This window comes from Nocardioides bigeumensis (assembly GCF_039531755.1).
GTDB lineage: Bacteria > Actinomycetota > Actinomycetes > Propionibacteriales > Nocardioidaceae > Nocardioides > Nocardioides bigeumensis.
The window spans coordinates 56,130-71,237 of sequence record NZ_BAAAQQ010000014.1 but is presented as its reverse complement, the minus strand read 5'-3'; the positions used below and the strand labels follow the sequence as shown (position 1 = coordinate 71,237).

General features: G+C 69.9%; 15 protein-coding genes. 7 read left to right on the top strand and 8 right to left on the bottom strand.

The features are described 5' to 3' along the window. Window positions 1-19 precede the first annotated feature (19 nt). Window positions 20-1,051, top strand: coding sequence for a 1-aminocyclopropane-1-carboxylate deaminase (locus ABD295_RS19700; protein WP_344305550.1), 1,032 nt, complete (start codon window positions 20-22; stop codon window positions 1,049-1,051). 2 nt (window positions 1,052-1,053) lie between these two features. Here ABD295_RS19700 and ABD295_RS19695 read toward each other — a convergent pair whose 3' ends face one another. Beyond that, entirely contained in the window at window positions 1,054-1,902 is an 849-nt protein-coding gene (locus ABD295_RS19695; RefSeq protein WP_344305549.1) for an NAD(P)-dependent oxidoreductase, read from the bottom strand. Then, window positions 1,899-2,510 carry a LysE/ArgO family amino acid transporter gene (locus tag ABD295_RS19690; RefSeq protein ID WP_344305547.1) on the bottom strand — a complete coding sequence of 204 codons (612 nt, stop codon included), beginning with the start codon at window positions 2,508-2,510 and terminating at the stop codon, window positions 1,899-1,901. Before ABD295_RS19690 ends, ABD295_RS19695 begins: the two co-directional genes overlap by 4 nt. A gap of 70 nt (window positions 2,511-2,580) precedes the next feature. Between ABD295_RS19690 and ABD295_RS19685 the strand changes: the two genes are divergently transcribed. After that, a complete protein-coding gene (locus ABD295_RS19685; RefSeq protein ID WP_344305546.1) occupies window positions 2,581-3,459 on the top strand; it encodes a LysR family transcriptional regulator ArgP in 879 nt (292 codons plus the stop codon). A gap of 10 nt (window positions 3,460-3,469) precedes the next feature. On the opposite strand, the gene ABD295_RS19680 is transcribed toward ABD295_RS19685, so the two are convergent. Next, window positions 3,470-5,368, bottom strand: coding sequence for an acyl-CoA dehydrogenase (locus ABD295_RS19680; RefSeq protein ID WP_344305545.1), 1,899 nt, complete (start codon window positions 5,366-5,368; stop codon window positions 3,470-3,472). A 227-nt stretch (window positions 5,369-5,595) separates the two neighbouring features. Between ABD295_RS19680 and ABD295_RS19675 the strand changes: the two genes are divergently transcribed. Next, window positions 5,596-6,054: an RrF2 family transcriptional regulator gene (locus ABD295_RS19675; RefSeq protein WP_344305544.1), complete on the top strand. Its 459-nt coding sequence runs from the start codon at window positions 5,596-5,598 to the stop codon at window positions 6,052-6,054. A 57-nt stretch (window positions 6,055-6,111) separates the two neighbouring features. On the opposite strand, the gene ABD295_RS19670 is transcribed toward ABD295_RS19675, so the two are convergent. The 5 genes from ABD295_RS19670 to ABD295_RS19650 form a co-directional block, all read right to left on the bottom strand. Beyond that, entirely contained in the window at window positions 6,112-6,747 is a 636-nt protein-coding gene (locus ABD295_RS19670) for a DUF2461 domain-containing protein (RefSeq protein ID WP_344305543.1), read from the bottom strand. Between the two features lie 21 nt (window positions 6,748-6,768). Beyond that, complete coding sequence (locus ABD295_RS19665; RefSeq protein WP_344305542.1) at window positions 6,769-7,686, bottom strand: hypothetical protein; 918 nt, start codon at window positions 7,684-7,686, stop codon at window positions 6,769-6,771. Window positions 7,687-7,811: 125 nt separating this feature from the next. Next, a complete protein-coding gene (locus ABD295_RS19660) occupies window positions 7,812-8,987 on the bottom strand; it encodes a C39 family peptidase (RefSeq protein WP_344305541.1) in 1,176 nt (391 codons plus the stop codon). Between the two features lie 361 nt (window positions 8,988-9,348). Beyond that, window positions 9,349-9,627, bottom strand: a complete 279-nt coding sequence (locus ABD295_RS19655) for a muconolactone Delta-isomerase (RefSeq protein WP_344305540.1) — start codon at window positions 9,625-9,627, stop codon at window positions 9,349-9,351. 15 nt (window positions 9,628-9,642) lie between these two features. Next, window positions 9,643-11,613, bottom strand: a complete 1,971-nt coding sequence (locus tag ABD295_RS19650; RefSeq protein ID WP_344305539.1) for an alpha-ketoacid dehydrogenase subunit alpha/beta — start codon at window positions 11,611-11,613, stop codon at window positions 9,643-9,645. A gap of 169 nt (window positions 11,614-11,782) precedes the next feature. On the opposite strand from ABD295_RS19650, the gene ABD295_RS19645 reads away from it, so the two are divergent. The 4 genes from ABD295_RS19645 to ABD295_RS19630 are packed head-to-tail and all read left to right on the top strand — an operon-like array spanning window position 11,783 to window position 15,089. Continuing rightward, window positions 11,783-12,721, top strand: a complete 939-nt coding sequence (locus ABD295_RS19645; RefSeq protein ID WP_344305538.1) for a phosphotriesterase family protein — start codon at window positions 11,783-11,785, stop codon at window positions 12,719-12,721. Window positions 12,722-12,761: 40 nt separating this feature from the next. Then, window positions 12,762-13,745, top strand: a complete 984-nt coding sequence (locus ABD295_RS19640; RefSeq protein WP_344305537.1) for a cyclase family protein — start codon at window positions 12,762-12,764, stop codon at window positions 13,743-13,745. A 22-nt stretch (window positions 13,746-13,767) separates the two neighbouring features. After that, on the top strand, window positions 13,768-14,229 hold the full coding sequence (locus ABD295_RS19635) for a VOC family protein (RefSeq protein WP_344305536.1): 462 nt from the start codon (window positions 13,768-13,770) through the stop codon (window positions 14,227-14,229). Then, entirely contained in the window at window positions 14,226-15,089 is an 864-nt protein-coding gene (locus ABD295_RS19630) for an SDR family NAD(P)-dependent oxidoreductase (protein WP_344305535.1), read from the top strand. Before ABD295_RS19635 ends, ABD295_RS19630 begins: the two co-directional genes overlap by 4 nt. Window positions 15,090-15,108 lie beyond the last annotated feature (19 nt).

Sequence of the window (15,108 nt, the reverse complement as noted above, 5' to 3'; positions counted from 1 at the left end):
ACGACGCGAGACTGGGCCCATGCCGCTCTCCGACTTCCCACGCCACCCGCTCACCTTCGGCCCCAGCCCGATCCACCGGATGGACCGGCTGACCGCCCACCTCGGGGGCGCCACCGTGTGGGCCAAGCGCGAGGACTGCAACAGCGCCCTGGCGTACGGCGGCAACAAGACCCGCAAGCTGGAGTACCTCGTCCCCGAGGCGCTCGCCCAGGGCGCCGACACGCTGGTGAGCATCGGCGGCTACCAGTCCAACCACACCCGCCAGGTGGCAGCGGTCGCCGCGCACCTGGGACTGAAGTGCGTGCTGGTCCAGGAGAAGTGGGTCGACTGGCCCGACTCCGTCAACGACCGGGTCGGCAACATCATGCTCAGCCGGCTGATGGGCGCGGAGGTGCGCCTCGACTCCGCCGGCTTCGACATCGGCTTCCGGGACTCGTGGAAGCAGGCGATCGCCGACGTCGAGGCGCGGGGCGGGACGCCGTACGCCATCCCGGCCGGCGCCTCCGACCACCGCCTCGGCGGTCTGGGCTTCGCCGGCTGGGCCGACGAGGTCGCCGCCCAAGAGGAAGCGCTCGGCGTCTTCTTCGACACCGTCGTCGTGTGCACCGTGACCGGCTCGACGCACGCCGGCATGATCGCCGGCTTCGCCGCGCAGGAGCGGGAGCGCCGCGTCATCGGCATCGACGCGTCGGCGACCCTGGCCAAGACCCGCGACCAGGTCGACCGGATCGCGCGGCGTACCGCCGACCTCATCGGGCTCGGCCGCGACCTCCGCGACGACGAGATCACCGTGCTGGAGGGCTGGGCCGGTGACCTCTACGGCATCCCGGTCGACTCGACCCTGGAGGCGATGCGGCTCACCGCCCAGCTCGAGGGCGTGATCCTGGACCCCGTCTACGAAGGCAAGTCGATGGCCGGCCTGGTCGACCTCGTGTCGTCCGGCGAGATCCCCCGCGAGAGCAACGTCCTCTACGCGCACCTGGGCGGCCAGCCCGCGCTCAACGCCTACTCTGCGCTGTTCACGACGTCGGTGCGGGCGCGCGCCCTGTAGGCCTACCGGAGCCGGCCGAGCACCTCGCCGAGGTCCTCGAGCTCGCGCGCCTCCTCGGGCGAGAGCCGCGCGAGCGGCGTACCCGAGACCCGGTCGTACGCGGCCGCCATCCCGTCGAAGAGGGCCGACCCGACCTCGGCGGAGTCCTGGGTGGCGGCGATCTGCTCCATCTCGCCGACGTAGCGGCCGCTCTTGCTGGCCGCCATCGCGATGCGGCGCGCGGCGATGGCGACGTCGTCGGGGTACTCCTCACCGAGGTCGGCCAGCACGACGTCGAGGACCCCGAGCCGCTCGGCGGTGGCCAGGGCTTGGAGCCAGATCAGCGCCGTGCCCTTGTAGACCGAGGCCGTGCACATCTTCACCGCGGACGCGGTGCCGGGGCGGTCGCCGACCACGCGCGGCCGGATGCCGTCCGACGGCAGCCCGGCGACCCAGGGTGCCCGTTCCCCCGACAGGTAGACGAGGGTGTCGCCTCCGGGCGTGGGCGGGCCTCCGCTGATGGAGCCGTCCACGCAGTCGAGCCCGGCTCGTGCGGCCCTGGCGGCGAGCTCGACGGCAAGCCCGGGTGAGATCGCGTTGAGATCGGCGTACGCCGGCGTCGAGCCGTCGGCGGCAGCGAGCACGGCGTCCAGCACGTCGGACGCCGCGCCGGGCGGGCACACGCTGACGACCAGGTCGCTGGCGGCGACGACGGACGGGAGGTCGGGCAGCAGGTCCAGGCCGTGCGCGAGACCGCGAGTCCGCTCGGAGCGACCGGCGGTGGTGGCCACCACGCGAGCCCCACCACGAGCCCAGGCCCGGCCGAGCGCGGAGCCCATCGCGCCGGGCGACACGATCCCGATCGTGGTCACTCCGGCATTGAACCAGTCGCGAGGTTCAGCGCGATCAGCAGCATCGTGAGACCGATCAGCACCTCGAGCACCTGCCAGGCGCGCGGCGACGACAGCACCCGGTGCAGCCTTCGGGCGCCGTACCCAAGGCCGGCGAACCAGAGCAGGCTGCCCGCCGACGCTCCCGCGGCGAACCACCAGCGCCCGTCGCCGTGCGTGGCCGCGACGCCCCCGAGCAGGAGGACGGTGTCGAGGTAGACGTGCGGGTTCAGCCAGGTGAGCGCCACTGCCCGAAGGGCGACGCTGTAGCGAGACGCCGGCTCGGCCGACGCCGCGTGCAGGGCGTCGGCGCTCCGCGCCCGCCACAGGGACAGCACGCCGTACGTCGTCAGGAACGCCACTCCCAGCCAGCGCACCACCTCGAGCGCCGCGGGTGCACGCTCGACGATCGTGCCGATGCCGGCGACCCCGGCGAGGATCAGCACGAGGTCGGAGAGGGCGCAGATCGCGACGACGGTCCCGACGTGCTCGCGGCGCAGGCCCTGACGCAGGACGAAGGCGTTCTGCGCGCCAATCGCCACGATGAGGGACAGCCCCACGAGCAGGCCAGGCACGAACGACGACGTCACGCCTCGACGCTAGGGGGCAGGTCGTGATGTAGGCCAGCGAATGTTTCTTCACTTGCATTAGCGTTCCTACATGGAGGTCTCCACTGCCCAGCTTGCGGCTCTCGTCGCCATCGCCGACCTCGGCACCTTCGAGGGCGCCGCGCGCCACCTGCGCGTCACCCCCAGCGCGATCAGCCAGCGGGTGCGGGCCCTGGAGACGGCGAGCGGTCAGGTGCTGGTGCGCCGCGGCGCCCCGTGCGTCCCGACCGCGGCGGGGGAGCGGCTGCTGGTGGTCGCGCGGCAGACCCAGCTGCTGCTGGCCGAGGTGGCCGACGTCCTCCCCGACGCCGGCGCAGCATCCGTGGACCTGCCCGTCGCCGTCAACGCCGACTCCCTGGCGACCTGGCTGCGGCCCGTGCTCGGTGAGGTCGGCGGATGGGACAACGTCGCCCTGCGTCTCCACGTCGAGGACCAGGCGTGGTCGCACGAGCTCTTGCGCCGTGGCGAGGTGCACGCTGCTGTCACGAGCGAGGCGACGCCGGTGCAGGGCTGCCGGGTCGAGCGACTGGGCCTGCTGCGCTACCGGCCGGCGGCGTCGCCGGAGTTCGTAGAGCGCTGGCGGTCGGGCCGCAGCCATGACTGGGCCCGGATGCCGATGGTGGTCTTCAACGAGAAGGACGCCCTGCAGCACGACGTGCTGGACGCACGCGGGGTCGACCAGCCACCCGTGGTCCACAACGTGCCGACGTCGACCGACTTCCACGAGGCCGTCCGCCGCGGCCTGGGCTGGGCGACCCTGCCCGAACCCCAGCTCCTCCCCGACGTCGAGGCCGGGCGCCTGGTGCTGCTCAGCCGGCGCGAGCACCTCGACGTCGAGCTGTACTGGCAGCGCTGGCGGCTGGAGTCACCGCTGCTCGACCGGCTGACCGACGCCGTACGCCGCGCGGCGCGGGCCGGCCTGCGCCGTTGACGGCGCCCTGTCAGAAGGCCGACTCGTCGAGGTCCATCAGCTCGAGGTCGACCGCCTCGGCGATGGCGCGCTCGGCGGCCACGCGCGGCAGGAGCGAGCGCGCGAAGAACTGCGCGGCCGCGACCTTGCCCTCGTAGAACGCCTTGTCCTTGGCCGACAGGTCCCCCGACAATCGGGCGAGCGCGACCTCGGCCTGACGCAGCAGGAGCCACGAGCAGACGACGTCACCCAGCACCATCAGCAGGCGCGTGGTGTTGAGGCCGACCTTGTAGATGTTGCGCACGTCGCCGTGCTCCGACGACGCGTCCGCGGACATCAGGTCGGTGATCATGTGACCGACGACGGCGTTCGCGTCCTCGAGGGCGGCGGCGAGCAGCGCGCGCTCCTGCTTGAGCCGGCCGTTGCCGGCCCCGGACTCGACGAACGCACCGATCTCCTTGGCCAGGTGGCCGAGGGCGCGGCCCTGGTCCTTGACGATCTTGCGGAAGAAGAAGTCCTGGCCCTGGATCGCGGTGGTGCCTTCGTAGAGGGTGTCGATCTTGGCGTCGCGGACGTACTGCTCCAGGGGGTACTCCTGAAGGAAGCCCGACCCGCCCAGCGTCTGCAACGACTCGGTGCCGAGCAGCACCCACGAGCGCTCGGAGCCGTAGCCCTTCACGATCGGCAGCAGCAGGTCGTTGACGGCCGCGGCCAGCTTGGCCCGCTCGGAGTCCGACTCGCCCGCGTGCTCGGCGATCATCACCTCGTCCTGCCAGGTGGCGGTGTAGAGCACCAGCGCGCGCATCGCCTCGGCGAAGGACTTCTGGGTCATCAGCGAGCGGCGTACGTCGGGGTGGTGGGTGATCGTCACGCGCGGGGCCGTCTTGTCGGCGGCCCGGGTGAGGTCGGGGCCCTGGACCCGCTCCTTGGCGTACTCCAGAGCGTTGAGGTAGCCGGTCGACAGGGTCGCGATGGCCTTCGTGCCGACCATCATCCGGGCGTTCTCGATGACCTGGAACATCTGCGCGATCCCGTCGTGCACCTCGCCCAGCAGCCAGCCCTTGGCGGGCTCGCCGCCACCGACGCTCGGGTCACCGAAGGTGAGCTCGCAGGTGTTGGACACCTTGATGCCCATCTTGTGCTCGACGTTGGTGACGTAGACGCCGTTGCGCTCGCCGGTCAGCTCGCCGGTCTCGTGGTCGAAGTGGATCTTCGGCACGATGAAGAGGGAGAGGCCCTTGGTGCCGGCGCCGCCGACGCCCTCGGGCAGGTCGTCACCGGTGGGGCGCGCGAGCACGAGGTGGACGATGTTGTCGCTCATGTCGTGCTCGGCGGAGGTGATGAAGCGCTTGACGCCGGTGATGTTCCACGAGCCGTCGTCGTTGCGGGTCGCCTTGGCGCGGCCGGCGCCGACGTCGGAGCCGGCGTCGGGCTCGGTCAGCACCATCGAGGCGCCCCAGCCCTGCTCGACCATGATCTGCGCGATGCGCTGGTCCCGCTCGTTGCCTGCGCGGTGGATGACCGCGGCGAAGCTCGGCCCGCAGCCGTACATCCACACCGGCGCGTTCGAGCCGAGCACCAGCTCGCCCAGCGCCCAGGTCAGGGACGAGGGGCCTGGGGTCCCGCCGAGCTCCTGCGGGATGCCGAGGCGCCAGTACTCCGCGTCCATCCAGGCGTCGTACGACTTCTTGAACGCCGGCGGCACGGGTGCGGTGTGCGTCGCGGGGTCGAAGACGGGAGGGTTGCGGTCGCTCTCGACGTACGACGCCGCGAGGTCCTCGCGGGCGAGCCGGTCGACCTCGGCGAGCACCTCGCGCGCGGTCTCGCCGTCGATCTCGGCGAACGGCCCCTGGCCGAGCACCTCGTCGCGGCCCAGGACCTCGAAGAGCGTGAACTCGATGTCACGCAGGTTGCTCTTGTAGTGGCTCATTCTCGGTCACCTCGGCTGTCGGGGGCCTGCTCGGACTGCACTGCGCGCGGACTACTCATGAGTATCAATACTCGTCAGTAACATAAGTCTGCCTCGCATTCGGGGGTGGTGCAAGCGGAACCGGCGGGAATGTGACCCACGCGTCACGGCATGCTCCTCGTCCTGGCCGCGCGGGACCGACGCGTCTCGGCAACAAACTTCATCGACTTATCTGCGAGACTGGCGCCATGCGTGTCTCCGCCAAGTCCGACTACGCCCTGCGGGCGCTGATCGAGATGGCCGGTCGGACCGACGGGACCCCGGTCAGCGCCGAGGAGCTCGGCCGGCTGCAGGACATCCCCCACGGCTTCCTCCAGGCGATCCTCGCCGACCTGCGCCGGGCGGGCGTGGTGGTGTCCCAACGGGGACAGTCGGGTGGCTGGCGGCTCGGCCGCTCGGCCGACAAGGTCTCCGTCGCCGACGTGATCCGCGCCGTCGACGGTCCGCTCGTGTCGGTCTACGGCCTGCGCCCCGAGGCAGTCACCTACAACGAGTCGGCCGAGGTGCTCCAACATGTCTGGATCGCCGCCCGCGACTCCCTGCGCGACGTCTTCGAGACGGTGACCATCCAGAGCCTCTCCGACCGCAAGCTGCCCGAGTCGGTCACCTCGCGCACCGCCGACGAGGACGCGTGGCAGCCGCACTGATCAACAGTTGACCACGATCAGCACGGGTTGTGGTTCTTCGAAGCGTGCGATTCGTGGTCAGGTATCGCCGGCGTGGGTCTCGACCCAGCTGACGAGCGGCTTGAGCGCCCGCCAGTCCTGACGCACCCGTTCCGCGAGCTCGGGTGTGTGGATCAGTCCGTCGAAGCCGTAGGACCGTCCGGCGGTGAGTGACTTGTGCCGCAAGAGGTCGATCCGGGGGTGGTCGGCGTCGTACCCGCGGGGCGTCGTCTTGAGGCGCTCGCCGCCGATCTCCCAGCCGTCCTTCTGCAGCCTGTTCACAACAGTGCGCAGGCGCCTGCCCGGGCCGTCGTCGGCGATCGCGTCGCGGATCGTGCCGAGTCGCGCCGTGCTGGCGTCGTAGAACCCGCCGCCGACGCGTACGCCGCGCGCGGACAGCTCGACGTAGTAGCCGGTCGCCGGCGCGACGGCCACGTAGCCGCCCTGGTGGGTCTTGTAGGGGGTCTTGTCCTTCGCGAAACGCACGTCGCGGTAGGGCCGGAAGATCTTGCCGCTCCCGAACTCAGGCTCCAGCTCGGCCAGCAGCGCGGTCATCGGCGCCTTCACGCCCTCGTCGTACACGGCCTTGTGCTTGTCCCAGAACGACTTGGTGTTGTCCATCTCGAGGTCGTCGTAGAAGTCGAGAGCCGCGACGGGGAAGCCGGTGAACGCCACGGCCCCGACGTTACGCGGCCGCTACGAGACGCGTGCGGTGAGCTGCTGGTCGCCGGACTCGGCGAGGACCGAGATGGTGATCCGGTCGCCCCCGCAGCGTGGACCGTCGATGAAGGCTCGGCCACCCTTGGCTTCGTAGACGACGTCGGCCTTCGCGCCGCCCGTCCATCGGAGCAGGCGGGCGGGGGCGCCACGGGAGGAGTCGCGCGAGAAGTACGCCGCGTCGCCGCACCAGACCAGGCTGCCCGCCGCGGCCTCACCGAGGTCGACGGGATCGCTGTCCGAGCTGGTCGCGGGTGCGGCGTACACATGGGCGACGTCGAGCTCGTTCTCCTTGGGGATGACCGACCAGATCGTGCCGAGACGGGTGGGGACGAGCTCCCAGCCCTTGCACTCGTCAACGCCGGCTTGGGGAGCGACGGCGGAGCCGTCGACCACGCCCACCGTGCGACACGAGGGGCGGCCGTCGTCGAACGTCATCAGGCCCAGGCCGGCGTCGGTGACGCGCGCGTTGGTGAAGCCGTGCCGGTCCTCGGCGCAGTAGACGACCTCGCCTGTGGCCTCGACGCCGTCCGCGAGATCGCGCCGCGCCAGGCAGTAGGCGCCGTCTTGTCCGCGCGTGGCGTGCACGAGGGTGTCGCCGTGCAACGCCCAGGTGCCGCCGCTCACCGTCGGCGGGTCGGAGGTCCCGTCGAGCTGTGCGGAGTCTCCGGTGACGAGGTCGACGACCGTCGCCTCGCCGGGCTTCTGCCTGAGGGTGTCGCCGCGGACGACGACCGCCCAGCGCTCGTCGATGAGCGCCTGCTCGATGCGGAAGCGATCCCCGGCCATCACCGTCACGGAGGCCGCGCCGGTGACGGTGGCCCGGGTGCGCTCCTCGTCGACGGTGACCGACCCGCCGCGCGTCGTGGTGACGGTCGACCCCGGCGGCGCATCCACCCGCTTCCAGTCCTGCGCTCGCGGTGACCGGGGTTCGTCTGCTGGCTGGAGTCCAGGGTCCTGGTCGCCGGAGCAGGCGGCGAGCAGGAGCGCGCCGGCGACGACTGCGATTCGCGCGATCCCTTTCACAGACCCAGGTTCTGCATCGGGTGCGCCTTGTTGGCGCGGAAGCTGCGGTAGGCGCTGCGCCACTGCACGCGCTCGACGTACGGCGAGCCCGGGTCGAAGGCCTGCTGGTTCCAGGGCTCGAAGAAGCCGATCTTCTCGACGCCGTTGCGCCGGTCGCGGTAGCCGCGGCCGACCTGGAAGTGCCCGGACGCGTCGAAGGAGAGGTAGGGGTAGAAGCGCGACAGCAGCTGTGGGTGCAGCACCAGTGGGGCACGCAGCTTGGCGATGTGCCGCTTGGTCATCCGCCACCACTGGCGGTAGGTGAAGTCGGAGATGTCGAGGACGACGTAGGGGCCGGCCCGCCGGGGGCTGTCATATCCCGTCGACCTGTTCACCTGCCTGACGATCTCGCTGATGGAGCTGCCGCTGGTGGTGGTGCCGAGGCGCTTGGCCCAATAGCTCTGCGGGCGCTTGTCGTGGTCCCAGCCCCAGGCGATCGACTGCATCGCCGTCGGGCCGCACCACCAGCTGCGGTTCTGCGCCAGCGTGCGCGAGCCCTTCATGATGCGGGCGGTTCGTGGGTACACCCGGCCCTTGTCCTTGGGCCTGGCCAGGGCGGCGTACTTGGCGGGGAGCGGCACGCCCTGGATCTCGTGGCGCAGCTGCCACACCTTCGCCACCGACGCGGCGGCGTCGGTGAGCTCGGCACGTTCGCCCGCCACCCGCTCGGACTCGGACCGGCTCGCCGCTGCTTGCAGTCCCGCCACCAGGTCGAGGTCACCGGTGGTGGTCGCAGGCGTACGCCGCAACGTGCTCGACGCCGCCGCGGCGATCCGGTCGCGCACCTCGGCCTCGGAGTCCTGTGTCCACCCGATCCCGAGGCAGTAGCGCTGGCCGGCGAACACCGCGCACCGCACCTGGGTGTCGACCAGCATCCTCGGCGTGACCCGCCCGGCATCGGGTCCCAGCGACCGTCCGGACGCGACCACGCGCTCGATCTCGCGGCGCATCCGCGGCGTCACCTCGCCGCGCCCGGGGGAGGCCGTCTGCGCCGTTGCGGTCGGCCGGGACTCGGTCAGCCTGGCGCGGTCGGCGCGTCCGGCGACGGACCCGGCGTCGGGCAGCAGCGGCGCAAGACCCAGCGCTACGGCCAACAGGCCGACGGCGACGAGGACGGAAGTGCGACGAGACATGCGGGACTGAACCTTCGTCCGGGGAAGTGGACCGTCCCACTGTCCCCTCTAGTCACAGAAACCGCAACCGTCACAGCGGGCGATCGACGTTGAGCAGAGTGTCGCGCGCTTCGGGTGTTGGAGCGGATGACGAGACTCGAACTCGCGACATCGACGTTGAGCAGAGTGTCGCGCGCTTCGGGTGTTGGAGCGGATGACGAGACTCGAACTCGCGACATCGACCTTGGGAAGGCGATCCCGCGCAGCGGTGAGTCCCGACCAGGGCGCAGTTGACGGCTGTCGTCAACGTGACGGTGATGATCGTCAACGAACGGGTAGGCGCGTGCGGGGGCACGACGGGGGCACAGCCCGCTTGAGTCGGCTAGCCAGGGTCATTCGGATGTGGCGTCAGAGGATGGATGGTCAGCGTCATGAACCGACGCAGGGGGAGGCTGTCGAGCAAGAGGCGGAGCGCTTCTTCGTCGTCTGCTCGCCATAGGCCCCAGTTGGCCCAGTCGTCAGGGACTCTCCACAGCCTGACCAGGTGGCCCACAGCAGCCAGTTCGCTGGCCCGCACTGCCTCCGCCTCACGGAGTCGGTCGATCTCGGGAGCTGTGACTCCGTCCGGAACGGATATGAGGACGTTCACTAAGAAGTCCATGGGTGCAGCCTGCCGCTAGTGCTGGGCGAGCTTGCGGGCAGCGTCGACGATGTCGGCAGCCGATGGCAGCACCGCGTCCTGGAGAGCTGGCGCGGACGGCATCCGCACGTCGGGCAGGCCGAGGCGGACCACCGGGCCGGCGAGACGGTCGAAGTGCTGCTCGGTGATCCGGGCGCTCACTTCGGCACCGAAGCCACCTGTCAGGTGCGCCTCGTGGACGACGACCACGCGACCCGACGTTGCAGCGACCACCGCTGCGATCGCGTCGGTGTCCAACGGCCGCAGCCATCGCAGGTCGAGCACCGCGGCGTTGATGCCGTCCTGCTCCAGATCGGCGGCTGCGTCCAGTGCCTTGCTGACCGTGGTGCCCCAGCAGATGACGGCGACGTCGGACCCGGTGCGGCGCAGCCGGGCTCCGTGCGTGGCGGCGACTTGCCCACCGAAGGCCACCTCGCCCGCTTCGGTGTACATGACGCGGTTCTCGATCAGGACGACCGGGTCAGGGTCGTAGACGGCGGCGCGGGTCATCTCGTAGGCGTCCTGTGCAGAGGCGGGAAGGCCGACCTTGATGCCGGGTACGTGCGCGAGTATCGCCTCGATGGACTGGGAGTGCTGGGCGCACGAGCCGGGGGTGGCGCCCTGCTGCATGCGGATGGTCAGCGGGGCGGTGAGCTTGGATCGGCTGACGTAGCGCACGTTCGCTGCTTGGTTGACGATCTGGTCGAGGGCGACGAACACAAAGTCGGCCCACATCACCTCCACGACCGGCCGCATGCCTACCATCGCGGCTCCGACAGCGGAGCCGAGGATGGCCGCCTCAGCGATGGGGGTGTCAAAGACCCGTCCCACGCCGAACTCCTTCTGAAGGCCTCGGGTGACGCCGAAGATGCCGCCGGCGAAACCGACGTCTTCGCCGTAGACCATGACCGTCGGGGAGTGCTCGAGCGCTTCCTTGAGGGCCTGGTTCACTGCCCGGTGGTACGGCACGGACCTAGGCGGCTGAAGCGGCAGCGTCGGAGCCGTATCGGGGTCGTGGTCGGCGGCGTACAGGTGACTGGTGGCGTCTGCGGGATCCGGCGCTGGCATCGCCTTGACGGCGGTCACGACCTCGGCCAACTGGGCAGCGACCTTCGCGCTGATGGTGTCGGCCTCCTGTCGCTGAGCGTCGTCGAGCTGGCTCACGAGCCGGGCGATCGGGTCGGCGTCCTTGGCGCGTTGCGCGTCATCGGCCGGGCGGTAGTGCTCGATGTCCTTGTTGTAGTGGCCCGACAGGCGCGCGGTCTTGCACTCGAGCAGGACCGGCCCTTCGCCGCGGCGGCACGCGTCAGCGGCGTCGGAGACAGCGCCTCGGACGGCGAACGGGTCGTTCCCGTCGACGACCCGGCTCGTGATGCCGAGCCCACGGCCGCGGGCGGCAAGATCCTCGCCGCGCGTTGTGGCGCTGATGGGAGTCATCTCCGACCAGCCATTGTTCTCGCACAAGAAGATGACCGGCAGGTTCCGGGCTGCGGCGAACACCATCCCTTCGGTGGTCGCGCCTTGGTTCATCGCGCCGTCTCCGAACGAGACGAGGACGACCGCGTCGCTGCCTTGCTGTTGGCTCGCCAAGGCCACTCCGGCGGCGACCGGGACGCCGGCGCCGACGATGGAGTTCTCGCCGAGGAAGCCGCGCTCGGGGTCGCTGAGCAGGGGTGAGCCTGCGCGGCCACCGTTCAGGCCTGCGCCACGCTGGGCGATCTCGGCCATCAAGGCCAAGGGGTCGGAGCCGCAGGCGATGGCCCAGCCGTGGCCGCGGTAGGTAGCCAAAACTCGGTCCTGGGGCTCGAGGGCCGCGAGCGCCCCGACCGGGATGGCTTCCTGTCCGAGGCACAGGTGGATGGAGCCGGCTACCTCACCGTCGCGGGACAGGCTGAGGGCCTGCTCCTCAAAGCAGCGGATGAACGTCATGCGTTCGAAGGCGAGCGTGGGAGTGAGCGGAGCGGGCACGTGGTCTCCTAAGGCTGCTCGGCGGTGCCGCGGTCGAGCGCTCGACCTCGGTCAGTCCGGGGAACCATACAGGACTTACAACCATACGAAAATGCAACATCCCATTGTGATAACCAGTGTGTTGCTGCTTGACTAGTTGTGCACAACACCGCCGTGAAGGAGCTGTTCGATGGCCGACGCCGCCGTGATGACCACCGACGGGCCGGTGGACCCGGCTGCCCTCGGCCTGGTCCTGCCGCACGAGCACATCTTCCTCGACCTGACCCGCGAGTACCGCGGCGACGGGCTGCTCAATGACTTCGACGCGGCCGTCGGCGAGCTGCGCGACTTCGCCGACCACGGCGGCGGCACGATCATCGACTGCACCACGCGCGGACTGTCCCCTCAACATGTCCAGGTGGCGGAGGCCGCGAAGGCTGCCGGGGTGCTCGTGGTGCTGGGGACCGGGTTCTACCGCGACCCGTACTTGCGACCGGAGTGGATGGACCCCACGTCGGTGAAGGCGCTTGCCGACGAGCTCATCTCCGAGGTCGACGACGGTATCGACGGCACCGGTGTGCGGGCCGGCATCATCGGAGAGATCGGCTCTGACAGAGGCTTCATCTCCGCCGCCGAGGAGCGGTCGTTCCGGGCGGCCGGCCGTGCTCAGGTCGCGACCGGACTTGGCCTGACCACCCACGCCGCGCGGTGGCCGGTCGGCCACGCGCAGCTCGACCTGCTCGCCGAGGAGGGAGTCGACCCCCGCTGCGTGATCGTCGGCCACTGCGACACGGTCCCGCTCCCCGACTATCACGTCTCCATCGCCGAACGCGGCGCCTTCGTGCAGTTCGACACGATCCGTGCCGGCAGCAAGTTTGACCTCGAGTGCCGGGTCCGCTGGGTGCGCAACCTGGTCGACCGCGGCCACGCTGCCAGGATCCTGCTCTCGCACGACGTGTGCCTGGCCTCTCACCTGGCTGTGCGCGGCGGGAGCGGCTACACGCTGCTGATGCGGGAGTTTCTGCCCATGCTGAAGGCCGCCGGCGTCAGCGACGAGGTCATCGAGCTGATCACTGTGCACAACCCCCGCCGAGCGCTCCTGGCCGAGCGGGGGACGCAAGGTGAATGACCAGGTGCGAGACCAGGCGAGTCTTCAGGCGAGTGATCCGATGGACGAGCGGGTGGGTGTGCAGGAGCGATTCTCCGCGCCGCCGGCTGACCCGGATGTTGTCGAGCAGCTCGCCGCGAAGTACTCCACGTGGGGCCGGTGGGGCGAACACGACGAGGCCGGCACGCTGAACGAGGCGGGCCGCGAGCAGGTGGGCCAAGCAGCTGCGCTCGTCCGTGACGGTGCGGTGTTCTCGCTGTCGCTGAACTTCGACGCCAACGGCCCACAGAGCGGAGAGTTCGGAAGGGTCAACCCGATCCATACGATGCTGCAAGACGGCGGCGACATACTGGCCGGCGCGCAACGGCACCTGAACATGGAGTACACGGACGACGCTGTCTACATGCCACTTCAGTGCGGAACGCAGTGGGACGCGCTTTCTCACTCGTTCTACCGCCAGAAGATGTACAACGGGCATGGCCCTGAGCGGGTCACCAGCGCCGGCGCGGAGAAGAACAGCATCGACAAGGTGGCATCCCGTTTCGTCGGCCGGGGGGTTCTGGCCGACCTGCCGCGCTACGCGGGCCGGCCGTGGCTGGACCCCGGGGAGCCGATTACCTCCGAGGTCCTCGCCGACTGCCTGGCCGCCCAGCGGGTGGAGCTGCGTCCCGGCGACTTCCTGATGGTGCGCACCGGCCACCTCGCCGCGGCCCGCGCTCGCGGAGCGTGGGGAGACTACGTCGGCGGCTCCTCGCCGGGCCTGTCGGTCCATGCCGCGCCGCTGCTGTGCGAGACCCGCGTGGCCGCAGTGGCCATCGACACCTGGACCACTGAGGTGTGGCCGGCAGAAGTCCCCGCAATTCGAACCTCGGTCCACGTCATCCTGCTGGTCCATGCCGGAATCCACTTGGGCGAGATGTTCGACCTCGATGCGCTGGCCGAGGCGTGCGCCGTCGACGGTCGTTTCGAGTTCCTGTTTGTCGCCCCGGCGCTGCCCATCACGGGTGCCGTCGGGTCCCCCGTCAACCCGCTGGCCTTGCGATGACCCATCACGACAGGAGTCCCACGTGACGATCCACCACATGCACCATGTCGGCCTGACCGTCACCGACCTCGACAGGTCGGCGGAGTTCTACTCGACGGCGTTCGATTACACCGAGGTGATGCGGCAAGAGATGGACGCGGCCTACCTCGGCCAGATCGTCGGGCTGCCCGGCGCCCGGGTGAAGATGGCGCACCTGCGGTTGCGCGACGCACCCCACGTCCTCGAGCTGTTCGAGTACGTGACGCCCGTCGTGAAGAAGGCGCCGCTCCAGCCGAACCACGCCGGGAACGCGCACCTGTGCTTCATCGTCGACGACATCGCCGCTGACCACGCCCGACTGGTGAGCCAGGGGGTCACCTTCATATCCCCTCCGGTGTTCATCGACGCCGGCAGGAACGCCGGGGGGGTCAGCTGCTACCTGCGTGACCCCGATGGCATCACTCTGGAGCTGTTCCAAAGCCCGGAGCGGAACGACGACCAGTGACCGACCCAGCTACGCACCCAGCAAGCCAGCCATCGGCCCAACCCACGACCGCGGATGTGAGTGGGCTGCACGCGTTTGTCACCGGCGGCGCCGGAGCGCTGGGCAGAGCTACCGCTACTCACTTGGTCCAGTTGGGCTACACCGTGCATCTCGCAGACATCGACGAGGCCGCCGTGACCCGCGTAGCGGAGGAATTCGCCGCCACCGGCGGTCGCGTTCACGCCTACGTCTGCGACGTGTCCGACCCTGAAAGCGTCAACGACGCTGCTCAAGCAGTCGTCCACCAGGTCTCTGTCGACGCCGGCACGATCGACTTGGTCGTCAACAACGCCGGAACCACCCACGTCGACGACCTGCTCAACGTGACCTTCAAGACCTGGCGGCGGGTGATGTCGGTCAACGCCGACGGCGTCTTCCTCGTCGGACAGGCCTTCTCCCGCCTCATGGTCAGCCAGCCGGTGAACCCTGTGACGGGCCGGCGAGGGATGGTCGTCAATGTTGGGTCAGTGGCCGCTGAGGTCGGCCGGCCACCGCGAGCGGCGTACGGCGCCAGCAAGGCGCTGGTCAAGCACCTGACGATGACCCAGGCGCTGGCCCTTGCTGAACACCAAGTGGCCGCGTGCCTACTCGTGCCCGGCGAGGTCATTGACGGCATGCTCACCGACATCTACGAGAGGACCGCAGCCGTGGCAGGCCGCGACGTCGGCGACCTGATTCGCGAGGCTGAGATGCAGCTGCCGCGCCAGCAGTTCCAGACACCGGACGAGATCGGGCAGCGAATAGCTTTCCTGGCCAGTTCCCCCGGCATGACGCTCAACGGCACCACACTGTGGTGCGACTCGCGTCTGACCTCGTTTTAGCTTTCAATGTCCCCCGTCC

What these genes read in the sequence shown, in the direction of transcription:
- ABD295_RS19700 (WP_344305550.1), top strand. Translation starts at nt 20, where the DNA reads ATGCCGCTCTCCGACTTCCCACGCCACCCGCTCACCTTCGGCCCCAGC.
- ABD295_RS19685 (WP_344305546.1), top strand. Translation starts at nt 2,581, where the DNA reads ATGGAGGTCTCCACTGCCCAGCTTGCGGCTCTCGTCGCCATCGCCGAC.
- ABD295_RS19680 (WP_344305545.1), bottom strand. Translation starts at nt 5,368, where the DNA reads ATGAGCCACTACAAGAGCAACCTGCGTGACATCGAGTTCACGCTCTTC.
- ABD295_RS19675 (WP_344305544.1), top strand. Translation starts at nt 5,596, where the DNA reads ATGCGTGTCTCCGCCAAGTCCGACTACGCCCTGCGGGCGCTGATCGAG.
- ABD295_RS19660 (WP_344305541.1), bottom strand. Translation starts at nt 8,987, where the DNA reads ATGTCTCGTCGCACTTCCGTCCTCGTCGCCGTCGGCCTGTTGGCCGTA.
- ABD295_RS19655 (WP_344305540.1), bottom strand. Translation starts at nt 9,627, where the DNA reads ATGGACTTCTTAGTGAACGTCCTCATATCCGTTCCGGACGGAGTCACA.
- ABD295_RS19645 (WP_344305538.1), top strand. Translation starts at nt 11,783, where the DNA reads ATGGCCGACGCCGCCGTGATGACCACCGACGGGCCGGTGGACCCGGCT.
- ABD295_RS19640 (WP_344305537.1), top strand. Translation starts at nt 12,762, where the DNA reads ATGGACGAGCGGGTGGGTGTGCAGGAGCGATTCTCCGCGCCGCCGGCT.